Source organism: Pseudomonas sp. HOU2 (assembly GCF_040729435.1).
Classification (GTDB): Bacteria; Pseudomonadota; Gammaproteobacteria; order Pseudomonadales; family Pseudomonadaceae; genus Aquipseudomonas.
Genome location: NZ_CP160398.1, coordinates 938,703 through 956,822, shown reverse-complemented (window position 1 = coordinate 956,822; position 18,120 = coordinate 938,703). Strand labels below are relative to the sequence as shown.

The window sequence follows — 18,120 nt, the reverse complement described above, 5'->3', positions numbered from 1 at the left end:
GCCCCTGTAGGAGCTGCCGAAGGCTGCGATCTTTTGATCTTGATCCTGAAAAACAAAATCAAAAGATCGCAGCCTTCGGCAGCTCCTACAGGGATCGCATTGGCTGCGGGTACCCTGACCTGGTCGGCGCCGCCGTCCTGGCTGCCTGGGTCGTACTTGTTGTTATTACGGTTTGTTGTTTTCACGGATGACGGATGCGCACACGCGCCGCCGCCGACCCCGTGGGGGCAGTAAACAGTTTTGGAATCCTGGGTGGTGTCAGCGCTGGTTGCGTCGCGCCGCCCGTTGCCGGCAAGCCGCGCCGAACGCCTGGAAAATCTTCAGGTAGTTCGGGTTGTCCAGCACCTGCCATTCCGGGTGCCATTGCACGCCGAGGGCGAAGGTCGGGCTGTGCTCGACCGAGATCGCCTCGATCAGGCCATCTGGCGCCACCGCTTCGGCACGCAGGCCGGGGGCGAGGCGGTCGATGCCCTGACTGTGAATCGAGTTGACCTGGAACTCGCCCGGCAACTCCAGCGCCTCGAACACACCGCCAGCGAGCACGCTCACGGCATGCGCCGGTGCGTACTGCACGGCCACGTCCGGGCTGTCGGCTTCACGGTGATCGAGCATGCCCGGCAGCTCATGCACTTTCTGGTGCAGGCTGCCGCCGAAGGCCACGTTCATTTCCTGGAAGCCACGGCAGATACCGAGTACCGGAACGCCCGCCGCAATGGCTGCACGCAATAAAGGAAGGGTAGTGGCGTCCCGCGCCGGATCGTGATCCGTACCGGGTTCGCTGGCCGGGCCTTGATAGTGGAAGGGTTCCACGTTCGAGGGTGAGCCGGTCAGCAACAGACCGTCGAGCTGACCGAGCAGGTCTTCGATTTCAGTCAGTTTGCCAAGGGAAGGAATGACCACTGGAAGACCCTGAGCGCCAACGCTGACAGCACGTACGTACTTGTCGCCGCTGATGTGATAGGGGTGCAGGCCAATCTGTTTGACGCACGCAGTAACGCCGATCAATGGCTTGAATGCCATTTTTATTCACCTCGAAGTTTGACACTTGAACGAGCTTTTCCGGAGCTTAGCCTCGTTGATTTTAATTAACAACTGCCATGTAAAAAATTCTAAACGCCGTTCATCAAATCTTCATGATTCCAGGCCTTGTGGCGCCTGCATTGGCACGTGAGTGTTAAAAAAAGCCCGAAAAATAAACGCTGAGCGGCCAGGTGTTCGCTATTGACTTCACTTTGCCTTTCGGATTGACTGGCTCGGCGAAACAGCAGTGAACATAATAATTAACAGCTAAATAGGTGCATCATGTCGGTCCCTCTGCGTGCCGTTCAACTCAACGAAGCAAACGCATTCCTTAAGAAACATCCTGAGGTTTTGTACGTCGACCTTCTGATTGCAGACATGAACGGTGTGGTGCGCGGCAAGCGCATCGAGCGCACCAGTCTTCACAAGGTTTACGAGAAAGGCATCAACCTGCCGGCCTCGCTCTTCGCTCTCGACATCAATGGCTCCACGGTGGAAAGCACCGGCCTGGGTCTGGACATCGGCGACGCCGACCGCATCTGCTACCCGATCCCGGGCACCCTGAGCATCGAGCCGTGGCAGAAGCGTCCAACCGCGCAACTGCTGATGACCATGCACGAGATCGAAGGCGAGCCGTTCTTCGCCGATCCGCGTGAAGTGCTGGCCAACGTGGTGCGCAAGTTCGATGAACTGGGCCTGACTATCTGCGCCGCGTTCGAACTCGAGTTCTATCTGATCGACCAGGACAACGTGAACGGCCGTCCGCAGTCGCCACGTTCGCCGGTTTCCGGCAAGCGTCCGGTGTCGACTCAGGTGTACCTGATCGACGATCTCGACGAATACGTCGACTGCCTGCAAGACATCCTCGAAGGCGCGAAAGAGCAGGGCATCCCGGCTGACGCGATCGTCAAGGAAAGCGCCCCGGCGCAGTTCGAAGTCAACCTGCATCACGTCTCCGACCCGATCAAGGCCTGCGATTACGCGGTGCTGCTCAAGCGTCTGGTGAAGAACATCGCCTACGACCACGAGATGGACACCACCTTCATGGCCAAGCCGTATCCGGGTCAGGCGGGCAACGGTCTGCACGTACACATTTCGATCCTGGACAAAGAAGGCAACAACATCTTCGCCAGCGAGGATCCCGAGCAGAACGCCGCGCTGCGACACGCGATCGGCGGTGTGCTGGAGACCCTGCCTGCGCAAATGGCTTTTCTCTGCCCGAACGTCAACTCGTACCGTCGCTTCGGCGCGCAGTTCTACGTGCCGAACTCGCCGAGCTGGGGCATCGACAACCGCACGGTTGCAGTCCGTGTGCCGACCGGGTCGGCCGACGCCGTGCGCATCGAACATCGCGTGGCCGGTGCCGACGCCAACCCGTACCTGCTGATGGCTTCGGTGCTGGCCGGTATCCACCACGGCCTGACCAACCAGATCGAGCCGGGCGCGCCGGTTGAAGGCAACAGCTACGAGCAGAACGAACAGAGCCTGCCGAACAACCTGCGTGATGCATTGCGCGAGCTGGACGACAGCGAAGTCATGGCCAAGTACATCGACCCGATGTACATCGACGTGTTCGTCGCGTGCAAGGAAAGCGAGCTGGCCGAGTTCGAGAACTCGATCTCCGACCTTGAGTACAACTGGTATCTGCATACGGTGTGATGGTTTCGGCCCGCAAAAGCCAAGGCCCCTCACCCTAACCCTCTCCCGGAGGGAGAGGGGACTGACCCGGCGATGCTTGCGAAATCCTGCGACCTGAACCTGCTTTACCGAATCCATAATCGACTCGGTCATTCAGGTCGGCGCAACTCCCGAGACAACTCGGTCGGTTCCCTCTACCTCTGGGAGAGGGCTAGGGTGAGGGCAGCTATCTCAAGCCAGACACGACACCCCAATTCCCCCTTGTCGAGCCACAACCATGACCACCACCCGCAACGACTGGGAACAACGCTTCCAGTCCCTGACAATCGAATCCCGCGCGTTCATCAACGGTGAATACCGCCCGGCGATCAGTGGCGATACCTTCGAGTGCCTGAGCCCCGTCGATGGCCGTTTCCTCGCCTCCGTGGCCAGCACCGATGAAGCCGACGCCAACCTCGCCGTCGAAGCCGCACGCCAGTCGTTCAACTCCGGCGTGTGGGCCAACAAAGCCCCGGCCGAGCGCAAACGCATTCTGATCCGCTTCGCCGATCTGATCCTGCAACACCAGGAAGAACTGGCGCTGCTGGAAACCCTCGACATGGGCAAACCGATCAGCGACTCGATGAGCATCGACATCCCGGCGACCGCCAATGCGATCCGCTGGAGCGCCGAGGCCATCGACAAGATCTACGACGAAGTTGCCGCCACCCCGCACGACCAGCTCGGTCTGGTGACCCGCGAGCCATCCGGCGTAGTCGCTGCGATCGTGCCGTGGAACTTCCCGCTGATCATGGCCAGCTGGAAATTCGCCCCGGCGCTGGCGGCGGGCAACTCGTTCATCCTCAAGCCTTCGGAAAAGTCGCCGCTGACCGCGATCCGCATCGCCCAGCTGGCGCTGGACGCGGGCATTCCGAAAGGCGTGTTCAACGTGCTGCCGGGCTTCGGCCATACCGTCGGCAAGGCGCTGGCGCTGCACATGGACGTCGACGTGCTGGCCTTCACCGGCTCCACGGCGATTGCCAAGCAACTGATGATTTATGCCGGCCAAAGCAACATGAAACGCGTCTGGCTCGAAGCTGGGGGCAAGAGCCCGAACGTGGTGTTTGCCGACGCCCCGGACTTGCGCGCGGCAGCACAAGCTGCGGCGGGCGCCATTGCCTTCAACCAGGGCGAAGTGTGCACCGCCGGTTCGCGCTTGCTGGTGGAACGTTCGATCCGCGAGCAATTTATCCCGCTGCTGGTGGAGGCGCTGCAAGCGTGGAAACCGGGGCACGCGCTTGACCCGGCCACCACCGTCGGCGCCGTCGTCGATCAGCGGCAACTGGACAACGTGCTGCGCTACATCAGCATCGGCCGCGAGCAGGGCGCCGAGCTGATCGCCGGTGGTCGACGCACCCTCGAAGAAACCGGCGGCACTTACATCGAGCCGACGATTTTCGACGGCGTGACCAACGCCATGACCATCGCCAAGGAAGAAATCTTCGGCCCGGTGCTGTCGCTGATCACCTTCGACACCGTTGAAGAAGCGCTGCAGATCGCCAACGACAGCATCTTCGGCCTTGCCGCCGGCGTCTGGACCAGCAACCTGAGCAAGGCGCACACCTTCGCCCGTGGCCTGCGGGCCGGCAGTGTCTGGGTCAACCAGTACGACGGCGGCGACATGACGGCACCGTTCGGTGGCTTCAAGCAATCGGGCAATGGCCGCGACAAATCGCTGCACGCGTTCGACAAGTACACCGAGCTGAAAGCGACCTGGATCAAGCTCTGATTTTCTACAGCGGTGGTCGCTTCTGATGAGCGACCCTCGGAGAACAATAAAATGAAGCAACAACACGTCAACAGCTACTACGCCGCCACCCGCAACGAAGTCATCGACTTCTCGACCCTTGAAGAGTCGGTCGAGTGTGATGTCTGCATCATCGGCGCTGGTTACACCGGCCTTTCTTCGGCGCTGTTCCTCACCGAAGCGGGCTATAAAGTGACGGTGCTCGAAGCGGCGAAAGTCGGCTACGGCGCCAGCGGTCGCAACGGTGGGCAACTGGTCAACTCCTACAGCCGCGACGTCGATGTGATCGAAGAGCGCTACGGTGACAAGACGGCGGAAATCCTCGGCAGCATGATCTTCGAAGGCGCCGACATCATCCGTTCGCGGATCAAGGAATACGACATCAAATGCGACTACCGCCCGGGCGGGATCTTCGCGGCGATGAACAAGAAACAACTCAACGGCCTGGCCGAGCAGAAGCGCAGTTGGGAACGTTACGGCAACAAGAACCTGAAGATGCTCGATGCCGCTGACATCCGTCGCGAGGTCGGCTCCGATGCCTACGTTGGCGGCCTGCTGGACTTGCAGGGCGGCCACGTGCATCCGCTGAACCTGGCCCTCGGTGAAGCGGCAGCCATCGTGCGTCTGGGCGGCAAGATCTACGAGCAGTCCGCTGCCGTGGAAATAAAATACGGCGAGCCGAACGTGGTGCGCACCGCCAAAGGCCAGGTGCGCGCCAAGTACCTGCTGATCGCCGGCAACGCCTACCTGCCACAAGGTCTGGACAACCGCGTAACCGCGAAAAGCATGCCGTGCGGCTCGCAGATTGTCGTTACCGAACCGCTGACCGAGAAGCAGGCGCGCAGCCTGATCACCAACAACTACTGCGTCGAAGACTGCAACTATCTGCTGGATTACTACCGTCTGACGGCCGACAACCGTCTGCTGTACGGCGGCGGCGTGGTCTACGGCGCGCGGGAACCGGACGACATCGAACAGCTGATCCGGCCGAAGATCCTCAAGACCTTCCCGCAGCTCAAGGACGTGAAAATCGACTACCGCTGGACCGGCAACTTCCTGCTGACCATGTCACGCATGCCGCAATTCGGCCGCATCGAGAAAAACGCCTACTACATGCAGGGCTACAGCGGCCACGGCGTCACCTGCTCGCACCTGGCCGGCAAACTGATCTCGGAAATGATCCGCGGCGACGCCGAACGCTTCGACGCCTTCGCCTCCCTGCCACACATGCCAATGATCGGCGGCCGCACCTTCTCCGCCCCATTGACCGCCCTCGGCGCCGTCTATTACTCGTTGCGCGACCGTTTCGGCATCTAGGTTACCTCCCCGGCGGCGGTCCCCAAGACCCCGCCGGTTTTTTACCTGAAACACCAACGTGCCCACTGTAGGAGTGAGCCTGCTCGCGATGGCGCCAGTACAGGCACCAACACTCCCTCAGAAACACTGCAAACCCTGTGGGAGCTGGCTTGCCAGCGATGACGGCCTGACAAACATCACCAGCCAACTGACGCAAAAGAGATCCAACTGTGGGAGCGAGCCTGCTCGCGAAGAGGCCATATCAGCCAACCTCCCTGTCGTCTGACACACCGCTTTCGCGAGCAGGCTCGCTCCCACAGTGACTGTATTACCAAGGAAACAAGGACTTTTGCTGCACCGTCCATCGAACCTGCTGAGCAACACCGGCAAACGTGATTTAATAGCCGCCTTTCACGGTTCCGGGACACGGGAGCAACGTGATCCGCGCCCTCGGCGCGTCACCCGCCACCCACCCCCATCGCCCTTAAGTCGTTCTCACATAAGGCTGTCATGGATACGGGTTCTCGACTCAAACTAGTACGCGAAAGCTACAAACTCTCCCAGCGCGAGCTGGCCCGGCGTAGCGGCGTGACCAATGCCACCATCTCCCTGATCGAACAGAATCGCGTCAGCCCCTCCGTCAGCTCGCTGAAAAAGCTGCTCGAAGGCATCCCGATGTCCCTGGCCGACTTCTTCACCTTCGACCAGCCCCCGCGCGAACACCAATACGTCTTCCGCGCCAACGAACAACCCGATCTGGGCCGCCACGGCTTGCGCCTGCTGCTGATCGGCGCCTCAGTGCCCAGCCGCCAGATGCGCCTGCTGCGCGAGCAATACGCGCCGGGTGCGAGTTCCGGGGAAGAGCCGATTGTGCATGCGGAAGGCGAGGAGTGTGGGTTGGTAACCCGTGGCACAGTGGAGTTGACCGTGGATGGCCAGGTGAGCGTGTTGAATGCCGGTGATGGGTATTACTTCCCGACCACGCTGCCGCATAAGTTCCGGAATATCGGGGCGGATGAGGCTGAGATTATAAGTGCGAATACGCCGGCGAATTTTTGATATCTGAGATGTCGAATGCTTTAATTTAAATTGCCTACTATAAATAACGATAAGTCGGTATCGCTCAGATTCCGACTTTTTAAGTGTCACTTTTAGTAATTGAGGGTTTAAAAATCTCGTTTCTCCCCAAGAATAAAGTTATGCATGGCTTTAGTTTTAAGGAGGTGATATGGGTCAGTCGTGGAGGTCTTGTTTGGATTGTTGTAGGGCGCTCAAGTCGATATGGCATGTCATTGTCACTATTTGGTGCTTTCCAGAATGTACAGGGTCGTAGTTAAGGCTTTTAACCTCTGACGCGATTCCTGCAAGTCCAGGGTAGATGAAAGAAGTCGAAACTCCCATTTTTTTGAGTCTTTCTCTGAGTTGTGGTTTAAGGTTTTTATCAAAATTAATCTTAATCATGTTTTCTATTTCTAATGGTGTATAAGGGTCTTGAGGGCATGAGAAAACTGATTTTTGGTTTTGATATCTACGGTCTTTGTACTTGGGTCGCACGAAAATAACTGTCCCTTGATTCGGTTGAATTGCAAATAGGCTAGCTGGGGCTTTCTTGTGTTCGGTTGTGTAATTGGCAGTCCTAAAGTCAAAGAGTTCGTATTGGTCTGTTACAGCTCTCGGGGTTATGTATATGGCTCCGTCTGTGTCGTCGTCTTTTTCTACCGCGAAGAATAACGCGACAAGTGGATTTGTTGACCAATCAAGGAGTCGAGTCGGCAGTCCATAGTGCTGAGCAAGAAACATCCATTCGAAATCATTATTTGGTGGTGTGTCTAGTTCAGGTATCGAAAGCCTCTTGAACTCTGTCATGAGCGTGTCTTCCAGCGTCGAAATATTGTTGTCCGTATATTCGCGTCTGTGGCGCCCGATAGATGGGATTAGTGAGTGGTCTTTGTTTGTTATGCCACGAAATATTAATTCAGGCCCGCCAAAATCAGTATTGAAAGCTTCACGTAAAAATAAGTTCCAGAATTCCTCTAGGTGTTGATGTGTATGCATTGTTCGCTCTGCCTTGAGATAAGGATTTAGATTGGCGGTTTCAATAGGATGGTGATGTCGTTAAAAGTTCCGAAATTAACTGCGTGAGTTTTTTATTTTTGGTATTGGGATATCTATTGTTAGTGCGGTTAAGGTGGCTTTTGGGGCAGCAAGTTGGTGAGGTTGCATCCTTGTACTGAAAATTCGATTTGTGTGTGCGTCTAATGTAGCTCGCTGCTTCTGAATATGGTGATGTCTAAGTTGCGATATCTCGCATCTTCAGTTTTTAGTCTTCTGGTTTATGTGTAATTTTCTGAAGTTGCATCTCCCTGAACTGACTGTAAGGTTTTTAGTCCCATGATGTTTTTTGATTGTGTGAAGAGCCAAGCATAGTCATCGATCTTGCTCGTACCCGATAAGTTTGGCTTTGGTTTTCCAAAAGATTGCAAGAATAAGACTAGCTCTCGTATTAGTTCGGGTCGGAAGACGGTTTCGTTTTTTCCTTGTATCAGCTTCGCTGTTCGAGGAGTGCCTGAAAGCTTAGCTAGCTCTAGAGAGGAGAATACCGCCGATCTAGCTTCGGCAGATTTTGCTATCAAGATAGTGCGAACGCACCAAGCTATTCGTTTATTTAGGAGCGTGAAATTTCGAAAGTTTGACCCTGACTCAACCAGAAACCATGCGAGATCCGATGCCATGGATATTTCACGCTCATAATCGTTTTTATATTGGAATAAATCTCGCAGGTCCGAAAGCTCAGAGTTGGTGCTGTATAATTCTTTTGCCTCCAGGCATATGTGCAATATAAACAAATCTCCATCTTTAGCTCTTTCTACGGCTAAACTTAGTGGGTAGCAAGCAATGTTAGTATTTCCGGTAACCATCATTTTATAGTCGCTATCATCGGTGATTGCAAAGAAATCAATGTCAGAATGTTCATTGCTATCGCCGCGAGCACGGCTTCCATATAGTGCTAGTGCCAAAATCGCCATTAGCGTACCCTGCAAATTCGATTGATTACTGTGGGGACGAATATTGCATACCACCAGAGTCCTAGCAGCGCGTTGGCACCATATAAAGCTTGAGTTTTCCAACCTAGGGCCGCAGTGGCGTGTTTTGTGTAGCCTACAAGTAGCGTGATGTCAAAAGATTTTATCAGTGCTAATTTCCATGTGAGTGGAGTCGTCTCTTGTCGCCCTAATGTGAAGTAGGCTACAGCGAATATCGCCATCAGTACTATTCCGATGAAAGTTGCTCGGGCGAGATTTCCTCCCCAGCCATTCAGCATGCCAGAAACGCCAATTACAAACTCTTCAAGTTTGCATAGCAATATACTTCCTGCGCTGCGAATTCTGTTCTGTTTGTTGCTGTATTGATGTAGTAGTTGTTGTTGTTTTGCTTTGAGCGCTTGAAGAAGATAAACTTTCACGGACTCGTAATAGACGGAGTCCTCGGCATTTCTTTCGTTGTTTGAAAGAACTGCGCGAGCCAGTTTCATTTTTGTTTCTTCGAGTCGCATTAGTTGATAGGCAGGTGTTGTGCTGCCATTTTGACTAAGGACGTTAATGTCTGAGTTAGTGTATCCAGAGTTGATGAAGTTTTCGGGATTTCCCACCACAGTGTCAAAGAGTTTGGTTTCTGTTCCTGAGAGTCCTGAGTTAGTCCAGCTGCAACTATTGAATTGGCATTGTTCAAATGTGGCTAGTGTAAATGAACATTTTTTGAATGTGCAGTTGGTAAACTTGGTTCCTCTCCAAGTAGTTGAGCCTAGGTCGCAGTTTTCAAAGTTACAGCTGTTAAATGCAAGTCCTGGGTCGAAGTGTCCGATAAAGTCGCAATCGGTAAATCCATAAGATTTAATCGTCCAGCCTCTGGCTCCAACTGTTGATAGCAATTTTTTAAGAGTTTCAGATTTACAAAGCGCTGCTTTAACCCCGGTTGTCTTTCGCGTATCCCACAGAAAAACGCTAGTCGTACCTTTAAATTTTGGGTCGTATATTGGCTCCCAATAGCTTTTTATGCGCTTGGTTCGCGGGCCATGTACGCGATCTGTTGGTTTTTGGCTATCGTTGGTTGTATCGTCCATCGCTGCGCTCGTCATCCTTGAGGGATATGTAAGTGAGTTCATTGTTAAAGCATCTTGTAAAGCTTTAAATCCAGAGTTGCAAATTTTTTAGAATTTTAGAACTTTTTCACGACCAACGCGAGTCTGAATTATTTCATTTGGGGCCCTCGTGACATCCCGTTTTTTGTAGGACCGAATAACCATCAGATCAGAAGCCTGCAGCATCGCAGGCTTTTTATGTTCTGGTGATCGCTCTACTCTGCGGATGCACCAAACCCACGCTGCTCAATCACCCGAAACACATCACTGACATCCTGCACCATGATCCTGGCGATGTTGGTCACAGTGTTGATGTCATGTTCGGCGTAATCGGGGAGGCTGGTGCAGGCGATGAGGTCGAGGTATTTGAGGACGGCGTTGAGGCGTTCGGCGAGGCAGGCGTGGAGTTCGCGCAATGGGGCATCGGCGTCTATGAGAAGTACGGCATTATCGGTGGCGGGGTGGGACATTTTTGCGTAGTGGTGGAGCGGCTTGTCCGTAGGCATAAAACTTCCTCGTATCTGGGAGAGAAGCCACTGCCATTCGCTGCGAGTCGAAGGGTGGTAGCCATGTGCGGGTTCGCAGACCGAGGATACGAGGAACCCGGCAGACCCGAAGGTCTCCCACACACAGCCACCATTGAGCGGATTTCGGGCGCTAGTGCGACCGCCACCGTTTTTAGGAGGCGCTAGGTTACTACACGTATCGTCAGGGCTGCGAAACCCTGGTGCTGAATTTGCTCAGCGACAACCCCACTCTAGGCATTAATTTCACCAGTCACAACCAACCTGTAGGATGTGAAACGCGTACCTGTGGCGAGGCAGCGTGCTCCCGCTCGGCGACGCAGTCGGCGTAATTCGCGGCCTGTGGCATATCCGGGAGAAACGGACTATCGGGTTTAGGGGCCGCTTCGCAGCCCAGCGGGAGCAAGCTCCCTCGCCACGTGGAGTGCTTTCCTACGAAGTTTTCAGATATCGAAATTGGGCGAATCTACCGGGCGATAACCATTCGTCCGACACACCGCACCTTCGCCGCGCACCTTCTTCCAATGTTGTAACTCACCACGCAAAGGAAGAGCCACCATGCTGAACCATAAAATTGCGGTGTTTACCCTCGCGGCGTTGCTGTCCGGCAGTTCGCTGTATGCGATCGCGGCGGGCGAGACGCCGACCCCAACGGCGAACGACGGCAACAGCCAGACTCGCGACCCGGCGTCTCCTGCCACTAACGCCGATCCGGATGCCAATTCGCTGCCTAAGGGTGGTGATGGTGGCAAGACCGACAATGGGCCGGTGCCTTCTGCCTCCAAGCCCAGCCCTGCGGGTCAACCGACCGGTAGCAGCAGTGGGGGTAACGGCGGTGGTTAACGGATGTCACGCACTAAAAAAGCCCGGTCTTAGAGCCGGGCTTTTCTTTGCCTGTCGCAAACACAGATATCAAACGCTTACTTTGCCTTCCATTGCCCGCCACCATTCTCACAATCAATTCGCGCCTGGGCCAAATGCTCCACGTCGTAGTAATACGTGGTCACTTGGGCGTTATCGGGGATGTTCAGCGACTTGGCGTTTTTGTCTTTGCTGGTGGAGTGCGGGTTGGCCAGGGATTCCTGGGTGATCGTGGCGATACACGTGGCCTGATAGTGGTCGGCACAGTGCTCGACCTTGGTTTTCGTACTGCTGAGCATGTCTTTGCTTTCATTGCTGCACGACCAGTCGATGGAACTGACGGGCATGCCTTCGTATTCGTAGCAGCTGTGGGTTTCCACCGCTGGCACCGAAGCGCTGGAGGATTGGGTCTGGACGTCGCAGCCTTCGGCCATGACGCAGGTGGGGATGACGACGAAGGTGGCGATCAGAAGCAACATTCGGATGTTCATCGTGGAACTCTCCCATGGCACCGTGTTTGATCGTGAGCGGGGCGCTTATGGTTTCGATATTGGCTTCTCTCGGAAGGTTCCATCAACCATTCCGGTGAGAGTGCGCGAAGGTGCTCCTGTTCAACTCACTCTGTGTCGTACATTAACTCTAACCTTTCGATCCACTCATCAGTTGCGCGAAACCTCGAATAATAAGATTGCTTTTCAATGTCGCTCAATTGAGTGAAAAAACTGAAAAAGTAATTGTTGTTGTAATATTCTTGAGCACCTTGCATGCTCCCCCCCACCAAGAAGGCTCGTAGCCTTCAAAAGCAACCCATGGTGGAGGAACCGCAAATTTTTTGCGGCTAAGTATCGTTAAAAAGTCAAAGTTGTTAGTTATCAAACGAATCGTGACGGAGTTGAATTCTCTAGTAGATGCGAAAAATATCAGTCGGTCTCCGCTCAATGCGCTTTCGTATTCAAATACCGGAAGATCATTGAAGGTTCTTTCAGTATTTTTTCTGAAGTGAGATTCGACGAGTGATTCAAATTCAACCAAATCTTTAGGGTCGATTAGGAACTGCGAAAAAAATGCGCAGATATCAGCGCCTTCCAATGAAGTAGTGGGAGGCTGAACGGGTAGGTTGGTCTGTGCTAAAGGCCGAGCAAACAAGCTTTTAAGCTCCTGTTTGCTGTACCCGGCTATTTGCTCTTGCCTAGGTTCTGGCTTTATCAGTGCCATTATTTTTTTGATGAATCTCATGCGGCTCTCACTCTTGCATATATTCAGTTAACCAAGTAGCACCTAAATACCCGGCAGTGCCAAATATAATGCCTCCGATAGCGCCGCTGACAATTGCACCGGGGCCTGTCTCGATTCCTACCGCTGCTCCGGCCACCACGCCAATCCTGGCGCCAGCTATCGCCGCGCCCCAGCCTCCCGCCTGTTTGACGACCTCAACGGAAATAGGCTTGATACTGTTTTGTTTGATTGATTCTTCAGTCGCGACTTTCAGGTCGTATGCAGTAAATGCAATCCCGAACACCCGCACAACTCTTGCTCCTTTTATAAAGGCACTTGTGACTTGGTGTGAAGTCGGCGTAAAGACCGCTCTTGCTGGTACTTTATCTGCTTGAACCAGTACTTCTTTGTCGATGTTCTTTACCCAGCCGGCAATTTCATCGATTTTTGCTACATTTTTTGGTGCGTGCTTTTTGTAGTCCTCTAGCGCTTTTAGGATTTCTTCAGTTGTTACCAGTTTTGCGCCTGCAGCTTTGGCTTTTTCAATATCAATATAAACAGTTTTTCCTTCGAATCTTGGTGATCCATTCGGGAATTCAGAACTCGTGGAAATATAGCCTGAGGGGTACTTTCGACTACTGTAAACATGTTGGGCTACCGTGGCCCCAGAATTCGGCGCAACAGAACGCATCCCATACTTTTCTGGCCAGATTTCGTTTTTGATCTGAAGTTCGGAAAGGTTTTTTGCGATCAGATGAGGATTATCGGGGGAAGAGTAAATTTTTCTGACTAAAAATCCGTCCTTGCCGATTTCGTCTACCACAACAAATAAATGAATATTCGCCGGCATCAAATAGCCGGGTACGTTGCTAACGGAGTTCGCCTGCTTGTTTGTTGGTACTTTGCAAGAAAACTCCGTCATGCTTCCTCCCATTTTTCCAGCGCGGCTACACCGGTTGTAACTTCAAGAGTTTCTTGCTTGCTGGTTGCGATACGAGGTGTGTGCCCAGTTTCATCAGAGAAGCCTGTATAAACCCTGCCTGCTTCGTCCTTGATGTGGTATGGCACATTGGCGAGGGGCTGGCCGTCACTCCCAACGATGCAAAATTTTTCGTCAAATTTCATGGCCCAGAGAGGCATGGCTGATGGAGGGACGAATTCCGCGGGCGTGTGCGAATTTCCGATAATTACAGTTGATGAGCCGGCGATTACTTTATTGCCGTGACCTCCGACACTTCCCACGGTTGCAGCAGGCATGCCGTTGATGAGCACGGTGGAAGCGACGTCTCCCACGATCGGGCTGCCACAAGCGCTCTTATCGTTCTGGCGGGCTGCAGGTAAGCCATCCATAAAAACGTCGGGTGAGCCCACGGCGATTGGATTGACTCCATGCCCAGGGAGCGGGCAGGAGGTTGGATCAGTAACTCGAGCAGCAGGTTTTCCTGACACGGTGAACATCCTTGTAAATACGCTGTTTTGGAAATGTTACACAAAAGAGGGTGGATTGAACCATTTCAGTTGTCCGTCCGCATCTCATCGCCAATGGTTCCCCCCATCGGCACCACGACGTAGACTGCGAAACAAGTTGTAAAGCCTAACCCACGGACGGAACCGCGCATGATCGAAATCGGCAGCCGCAACAACGCCCCCACGCCACAGCACCCAACTCAAGACATCTACATTTTCTGCGTTGACCTGTCCCGACCGGGGACGCCATTCTGCTTCGAGCAATCGATTGGCGGTGGGCATGCAAATCAGGGCGGGGCTCGGTGGTTGGCGCTGGATGAGCTGGATGGCTGGCCTGGCGAGTGGCGTGAGCATCTGAAGAAAGCCGATTGTGCGTGGGTCGCGCAATTGGTCGATGCGTATCCGGGGACGGATCAGGCGTCATTGGTGTCCATGATTCTTGAGCAACATTCCCGGCCAGTGGGACGCTTGAAAACAATTGGCAACTGGCTCAAACGCAATATCCACGTCGGCGGCCGTTACGGCATCTAACCCGAGAAATCCCCATGACCCAGACCCTCGAACGCGCCATCGCCATCGCTGCCACCGCCCATGCCGGTCAGGTCGACAAGGGCGGTGCGCCGTACATTCTGCATCCGCTGAAAGTCATGTTGCGCATGACCACGCTGGAAGAACGCATCGTCGCGGTGCTGCACGATGTGGTCGAGGATTGCGGCATCAGCCTCGATGATTTGCGTAAGGAAGGTTTCAGTGAAGAGGTGCTGAGCGCGATTGAATCCGTGACCAAAGTGCCTGGCGAGTCCTATGAGGATTTTGTCGAGCGTGCGGCGCAGAACCCGATTGGCCGGGCGGTGAAACTGGCGGATCTGGAAGAGAACAGCGACCTGTCGCGGATTGCCTCGCCAAGTTGGGAGGATCTGGAACGGATCGAGAAATACCGCCGCGCGATCGGGCGGTTGCGCACGTAAGAACGAATCCCCCCTGTAGGAGCTGCCGCAGGCTGCGATCTTTTGACTTTGATTTTTAGAAGCAAAATCAAAAGATCGCAGCCTGCGGCAGCTCCTACATGTGGAATGTGTTGGGTCAGTTGAATAGCCAGGAAGGCGAATATGAAATCGATTCTGTGTTTGTTGATCGCGGCCGCCGTTGGCGCTGCGTTGCAGTTCAGCGGTGTTCCTCACGGCCTGTTGCTGGGGGCGATCCTCGTTGCCGCGCTGGTCACCACTCGCACCGGTTTTGCCCCCGCAACCCCTTATGGTCTGGGCTACATCCAGGTCACGCTGGGCATCGCCACCGGGTTGATGTTCGAGGCGTGGGACAGTGCGACGGCTTCGGCGATGTTGCCAAGCCTTGGCGTGTTGCTACTGTGTCTGACGGTGCAGATCGCCCTCGCCGGATGGTGGCTGACTCGCGGCGCGGGATGGAATCGCACCGACGCGCTACTGGCGGTGTATCCCGGTGCATTGGCGGCGGTGTTCGATTTGCTGGAGTCGGAAAAGGCCTCGAGCAAAGTCATTATCGTGCACCTGATGCGCTTGCTGTTGATCACGGTGCTGGTGAGCTTTTTGATTCCCGGGCAGGCCTCGGTGGCGGTGATTGAAAGCGCTCCGTTGAGCACGGGCATGGCATTGACCGTGTTGGCGCTGATCGGCGCGAGCATCGTCATCGGGCGCTTGCTGTTGGTGATCGGCGTGCCGGCGCCGTTCATGTTGACGGCGATTCTGCTGACGGCGGTGTTTGTGAAATCGGGATGGCTGCACGGCTTCCACATGCCGGACTGGAGCCTGAACCTGGCGGCGCTGATTCTTGGCGTGCGGATCGGCTCGCGCTTTCAGGGACTTGGCCTTGCGGAATTGGGACGGCATGGTCGCACGGCGCTGGTATCGGTTGGCTTGATGATCGTGGTGGCGGCGGCATTTGCCGAAGTGGCGGCGCGCTGGTTGAGCAGTGATCCGTTGTCGCTGTGGCTGGCGTACATGCCAGGGGCGATCGAGACGATTGCGATTGTCGCGTTTGCCGGCGGGCTGAATGTGGTGTTCATCCTGACTCACCATCTGGCGCGGATGGTGCTGCTGCACTTTGCGCCGGCGTTGCTGGTGCAGGTGCGGCGGGCGCGGGAGGAAGTCTGAAGCACATCCCCCCTGTGGCGAGGGAGCTTGCTCCCGCTGGGCTGCGAAGCGGCCCCAAACCCCGACGCCGCAGTGTTTCAGGTGCACCGAAATCGCAGGTTTTGCGACTACGTCGCCGAGCGGGAGCAAGCTCCCTCGCCACAAAGGTTCAGTGATCCTTACCGAGTGTGCGCGGCGAAGCCTTCCTCACCCGGAACGACATCATCCTTGAGCGTCAACGCCGGAATCTCGTAATCCCCGGCATTCTGCTGCCGATACGCGATCGGCCGCGTGCTCCACAACTCATCCAGACGCGTGCCCAGCGCCTCGCAGGTCTCGGCAAACCGCGCTTGATCCATGCGGCTGGCGCGGTACACCAGGAAGGGCGGCACCACGTCGAAACCGGGGTAGAACAACACGCCGTGCTGAATCGGAAACAGCAAATCATCAATCGGCCCATTGATTCCGCGTGGGCTGTAGTGCGAATCCCAGCCCCCGGTGGTGACCAGCAGCATCGCGCGTTTACCCTTCATCTTGCCCTCGCCGTAACGCTCACCCCAGCGCGCATCGGAGTGTTCGCCGACACCGTAGGCAAACCCGTAGGCGTACACGCGCTCGACCCAGCCCTTGAGGATTGCCGGCATGGTGAACCACCACAGCGGGAACTGCAGGATCAGCGCGTCGGCCCACAATAGTTTTTCCTGCTCGCGGGCGATGTCGGCCGACTGCCGGCCCTGTTGGTAAGCCAGTTTCGAATCGATCGAAGCGTGGAAGGGGCGGCTCTCATCGCGACCGGGAGCATCATCGGCGTCGATCGTGGTCTTCCAGTTCATCGCATACAGGTCGGAGACTTGCACGGTGTGGCCGGCGGCTTGCAGACGCTGGACGGTAAAGTCTCTGAGCGAGCCGTTGAGCGAAGTGGGTTCGGGGTGGGCGTAGACCAGTAGCACATTCATGGTGCAACTCCTTGGTTGAATGCAGGCAGGATCAATCCTTGATCGGTATATTGGAAATGAATGTCTGATATGTCAGGTATAGCCATGAATAATTTACGACGTCTGGATATCAACTTGCTGTTGACCCTAGACGTGTTGTTGGCAGAACACAACGTAACCCGCGCCGCAGAGCGCTTGAGCCTGTCGCAGCCGTCGGTGAGCGTGCACCTGGCCAAGCTGCGCGAGATCTTCGGCGACCCACTGTTGCTGCCCGGGCCACGGGGCATGCGCCCGACGGCGCGGGCCGATGAATTGCGCGAGCCGTTGCGCGAGGCGCTGGAAGCACTGGAGCGGGCAGTCGCGCCGGCCAGTGCCTTCGATCCGGCGCAGGCCCGCCACATCTGGAAAGTCGCGGCCACCGATTACGGCGAGTCGACGGTGGTGCTGCCCGCGCTCAGCGGTTTGCGCACTCAGGCACCCGGCACCCGGCTGGCGGTGCTCGACCTGATGCCGGCGCAGTTAGTGAAGCAGGCGGAGCAGGGCGTGTTTGACCTGGCGCTGCACATCACCGAAGAGGCGCCGCTGGATCTGCATCAGCGGGTGCTGTTCACCGAGCATTACGTGTTGGCCGGTCGCGTCGGGCATCCGGGGTTGACGCGTAAGCCGACTCGCGAACAGTTCTGTGCGCTGGAACACGTGATGGTGTCGCGCGAGGGCGGGGGTTTTTTCGGGGTGACCGACAAGGCGCTGGCCGAGGTTGGTCTGGCGCGCAAAGTGGTGCTGTCGGTGCCGCACTTTCTGATGGTGATGTCGGTGCTGGCGAGTACCGATCTGGTGGCGATGCTGCCGTCACGGCTGGTGCGCGGCAACCCGGTGTTGCAGGTAGTCGATGCGCCATTGCCGGTGCCGGGCTACGAGATGGCGATGTTCTGGGGCGAGCGCGCGCATCGCGACCCGGCGCACAAATGGTTGCGTGAGCATCTGGCGGCGTCGGTGTGAGGTATCAGGCGTGCCCCAGAGCAATCGCAAAAGACACCACGATCATGCACGCAAACGCAAAATTGAGATTCATCAGCTGGTCATCCTGAGCCTTTTTAAATTGAGGCCATTCTGAACAGACGCACGGCAAAGA

At 55.6% G+C, this 18,120-nt stretch carries 19 protein-coding genes; 9 read left to right on the top strand and 10 right to left on the bottom strand.

Annotated elements, in window-relative coordinates; all coding sequences use genetic code 11:
* Nucleotides 1-258: 258 nt before the first annotated feature.
* Nucleotides 259-1,020: a gamma-glutamyl-gamma-aminobutyrate hydrolase family protein gene (locus ABV589_RS04125; protein WP_367085015.1), complete on the bottom strand. Its 762-nt coding sequence runs from the start codon at nt 1,018-1,020 to the stop codon at nt 259-261.
* A gap of 282 nt (nt 1,021-1,302) precedes the next feature.
* On the opposite strand from ABV589_RS04125, the gene ABV589_RS04120 reads away from it, so the two are divergent.
* The 4 genes from ABV589_RS04120 (at nt 1,303) to ABV589_RS04105 (ending at nt 6,799) form a co-directional block, all read left to right on the top strand.
* Nucleotides 1,303-2,679, top strand: coding sequence for a glutamine synthetase family protein (locus ABV589_RS04120; protein ID WP_027611689.1), 1,377 nt, complete (start codon nt 1,303-1,305; stop codon nt 2,677-2,679).
* A gap of 256 nt (nt 2,680-2,935) precedes the next feature.
* On the top strand, nt 2,936-4,426 hold the full coding sequence (locus tag ABV589_RS04115; RefSeq protein ID WP_367085014.1) for an aldehyde dehydrogenase: 1,491 nt from the start codon (nt 2,936-2,938) through the stop codon (nt 4,424-4,426).
* A gap of 51 nt (nt 4,427-4,477) precedes the next feature.
* Nucleotides 4,478-5,761 (top strand): FAD-binding oxidoreductase, encoded by a 1,284-nt coding sequence (locus ABV589_RS04110; protein ID WP_367085013.1) that lies wholly within the window; start codon nt 4,478-4,480, stop codon nt 5,759-5,761.
* A 489-nt stretch (nt 5,762-6,250) separates the two neighbouring features.
* Complete coding sequence (locus ABV589_RS04105; RefSeq protein WP_003226097.1) at nt 6,251-6,799, top strand: cupin domain-containing protein; 549 nt, start codon at nt 6,251-6,253, stop codon at nt 6,797-6,799.
* 174 nt (nt 6,800-6,973) lie between these two features.
* On the opposite strand, the gene ABV589_RS04100 is transcribed toward ABV589_RS04105, so the two are convergent.
* The 4 genes from ABV589_RS04100 to ABV589_RS04085 form a co-directional block, all read right to left on the bottom strand.
* Nucleotides 6,974-7,795: an FRG domain-containing protein gene (locus ABV589_RS04100; protein ID WP_367085012.1), complete on the bottom strand. Its 822-nt coding sequence runs from the start codon at nt 7,793-7,795 to the stop codon at nt 6,974-6,976.
* 278 nt (nt 7,796-8,073) lie between these two features.
* A complete protein-coding gene (locus ABV589_RS04095; protein ID WP_367085011.1) occupies nt 8,074-8,766 on the bottom strand; it encodes a nucleotidyltransferase domain-containing protein in 693 nt (230 codons plus the stop codon).
* On the bottom strand, nt 8,766-9,860 hold the full coding sequence (locus tag ABV589_RS04090; RefSeq protein ID WP_367085010.1) for a pentapeptide repeat-containing protein: 1,095 nt from the start codon (nt 9,858-9,860) through the stop codon (nt 8,766-8,768). The genes ABV589_RS04095 and ABV589_RS04090 overlap by 1 nt, the downstream gene beginning before the upstream one ends.
* 233 nt (nt 9,861-10,093) lie before the next feature.
* Nucleotides 10,094-10,384 carry a fructose-bisphosphate aldolase gene (locus ABV589_RS04085; protein ID WP_367085009.1) on the bottom strand — a complete coding sequence of 97 codons (291 nt, stop codon included), beginning with the start codon at nt 10,382-10,384 and terminating at the stop codon, nt 10,094-10,096.
* A gap of 576 nt (nt 10,385-10,960) precedes the next feature.
* Here ABV589_RS04085 and ABV589_RS04080 point away from each other — a divergent pair.
* On the top strand, nt 10,961-11,245 hold the full coding sequence (locus tag ABV589_RS04080) for a hypothetical protein (RefSeq protein ID WP_007962462.1): 285 nt from the start codon (nt 10,961-10,963) through the stop codon (nt 11,243-11,245).
* 77 nt (nt 11,246-11,322) lie between these two features.
* Here ABV589_RS04080 and ABV589_RS04075 read toward each other — a convergent pair whose 3' ends face one another.
* From ABV589_RS04075 to ABV589_RS04060, 4 genes are all read right to left on the bottom strand, one after another.
* Nucleotides 11,323-11,754 carry a hypothetical protein gene (locus ABV589_RS04075; RefSeq protein WP_367085008.1) on the bottom strand — a complete coding sequence of 144 codons (432 nt, stop codon included), beginning with the start codon at nt 11,752-11,754 and terminating at the stop codon, nt 11,323-11,325.
* Nucleotides 11,755-11,968: 214 nt separating this feature from the next.
* Complete coding sequence (locus tag ABV589_RS04070; RefSeq protein WP_367085007.1) at nt 11,969-12,499, bottom strand: hypothetical protein; 531 nt, start codon at nt 12,497-12,499, stop codon at nt 11,969-11,971.
* Nucleotides 12,500-12,506: 7 nt separating this feature from the next.
* Nucleotides 12,507-13,400, bottom strand: a complete 894-nt coding sequence (locus ABV589_RS04065) for a glycine zipper family protein (protein WP_367085006.1) — start codon at nt 13,398-13,400, stop codon at nt 12,507-12,509.
* Nucleotides 13,397-13,927, bottom strand: coding sequence for a PAAR domain-containing protein (locus tag ABV589_RS04060; protein ID WP_367085005.1), 531 nt, complete (start codon nt 13,925-13,927; stop codon nt 13,397-13,399). Before ABV589_RS04060 ends, ABV589_RS04065 begins: the two co-directional genes overlap by 4 nt.
* 168 nt (nt 13,928-14,095) lie before the next feature.
* On the opposite strand from ABV589_RS04060, the gene ABV589_RS04055 reads away from it, so the two are divergent.
* The 3 genes from ABV589_RS04055 (at nt 14,096) to ABV589_RS04045 (ending at nt 16,074) form a co-directional block, all read left to right on the top strand.
* Nucleotides 14,096-14,476, top strand: a complete 381-nt coding sequence (locus ABV589_RS04055) for a hypothetical protein (protein WP_367085004.1) — start codon at nt 14,096-14,098, stop codon at nt 14,474-14,476.
* A 14-nt stretch (nt 14,477-14,490) separates the two neighbouring features.
* Entirely contained in the window at nt 14,491-14,913 is a 423-nt protein-coding gene (locus ABV589_RS04050; protein WP_367085003.1) for an HD domain-containing protein, read from the top strand.
* Between the two features lie 141 nt (nt 14,914-15,054).
* Nucleotides 15,055-16,074 carry an AbrB family transcriptional regulator gene (locus ABV589_RS04045; RefSeq protein WP_367085002.1) on the top strand — a complete coding sequence of 340 codons (1,020 nt, stop codon included), beginning with the start codon at nt 15,055-15,057 and terminating at the stop codon, nt 16,072-16,074.
* A gap of 158 nt (nt 16,075-16,232) precedes the next feature.
* Here ABV589_RS04045 and ABV589_RS04040 read toward each other — a convergent pair whose 3' ends face one another.
* Nucleotides 16,233-17,009, bottom strand: a complete 777-nt coding sequence (locus ABV589_RS04040) for an NAD(P)H-dependent oxidoreductase (protein WP_367085001.1) — start codon at nt 17,007-17,009, stop codon at nt 16,233-16,235.
* Between the two features lie 84 nt (nt 17,010-17,093).
* Here ABV589_RS04040 and ABV589_RS04035 point away from each other — a divergent pair, with 84 nt between their 5' ends.
* Nucleotides 17,094-17,987, top strand: coding sequence for a LysR family transcriptional regulator (locus ABV589_RS04035; protein WP_367085000.1), 894 nt, complete (start codon nt 17,094-17,096; stop codon nt 17,985-17,987).
* Nucleotides 17,988-18,120 lie beyond the last annotated feature (133 nt).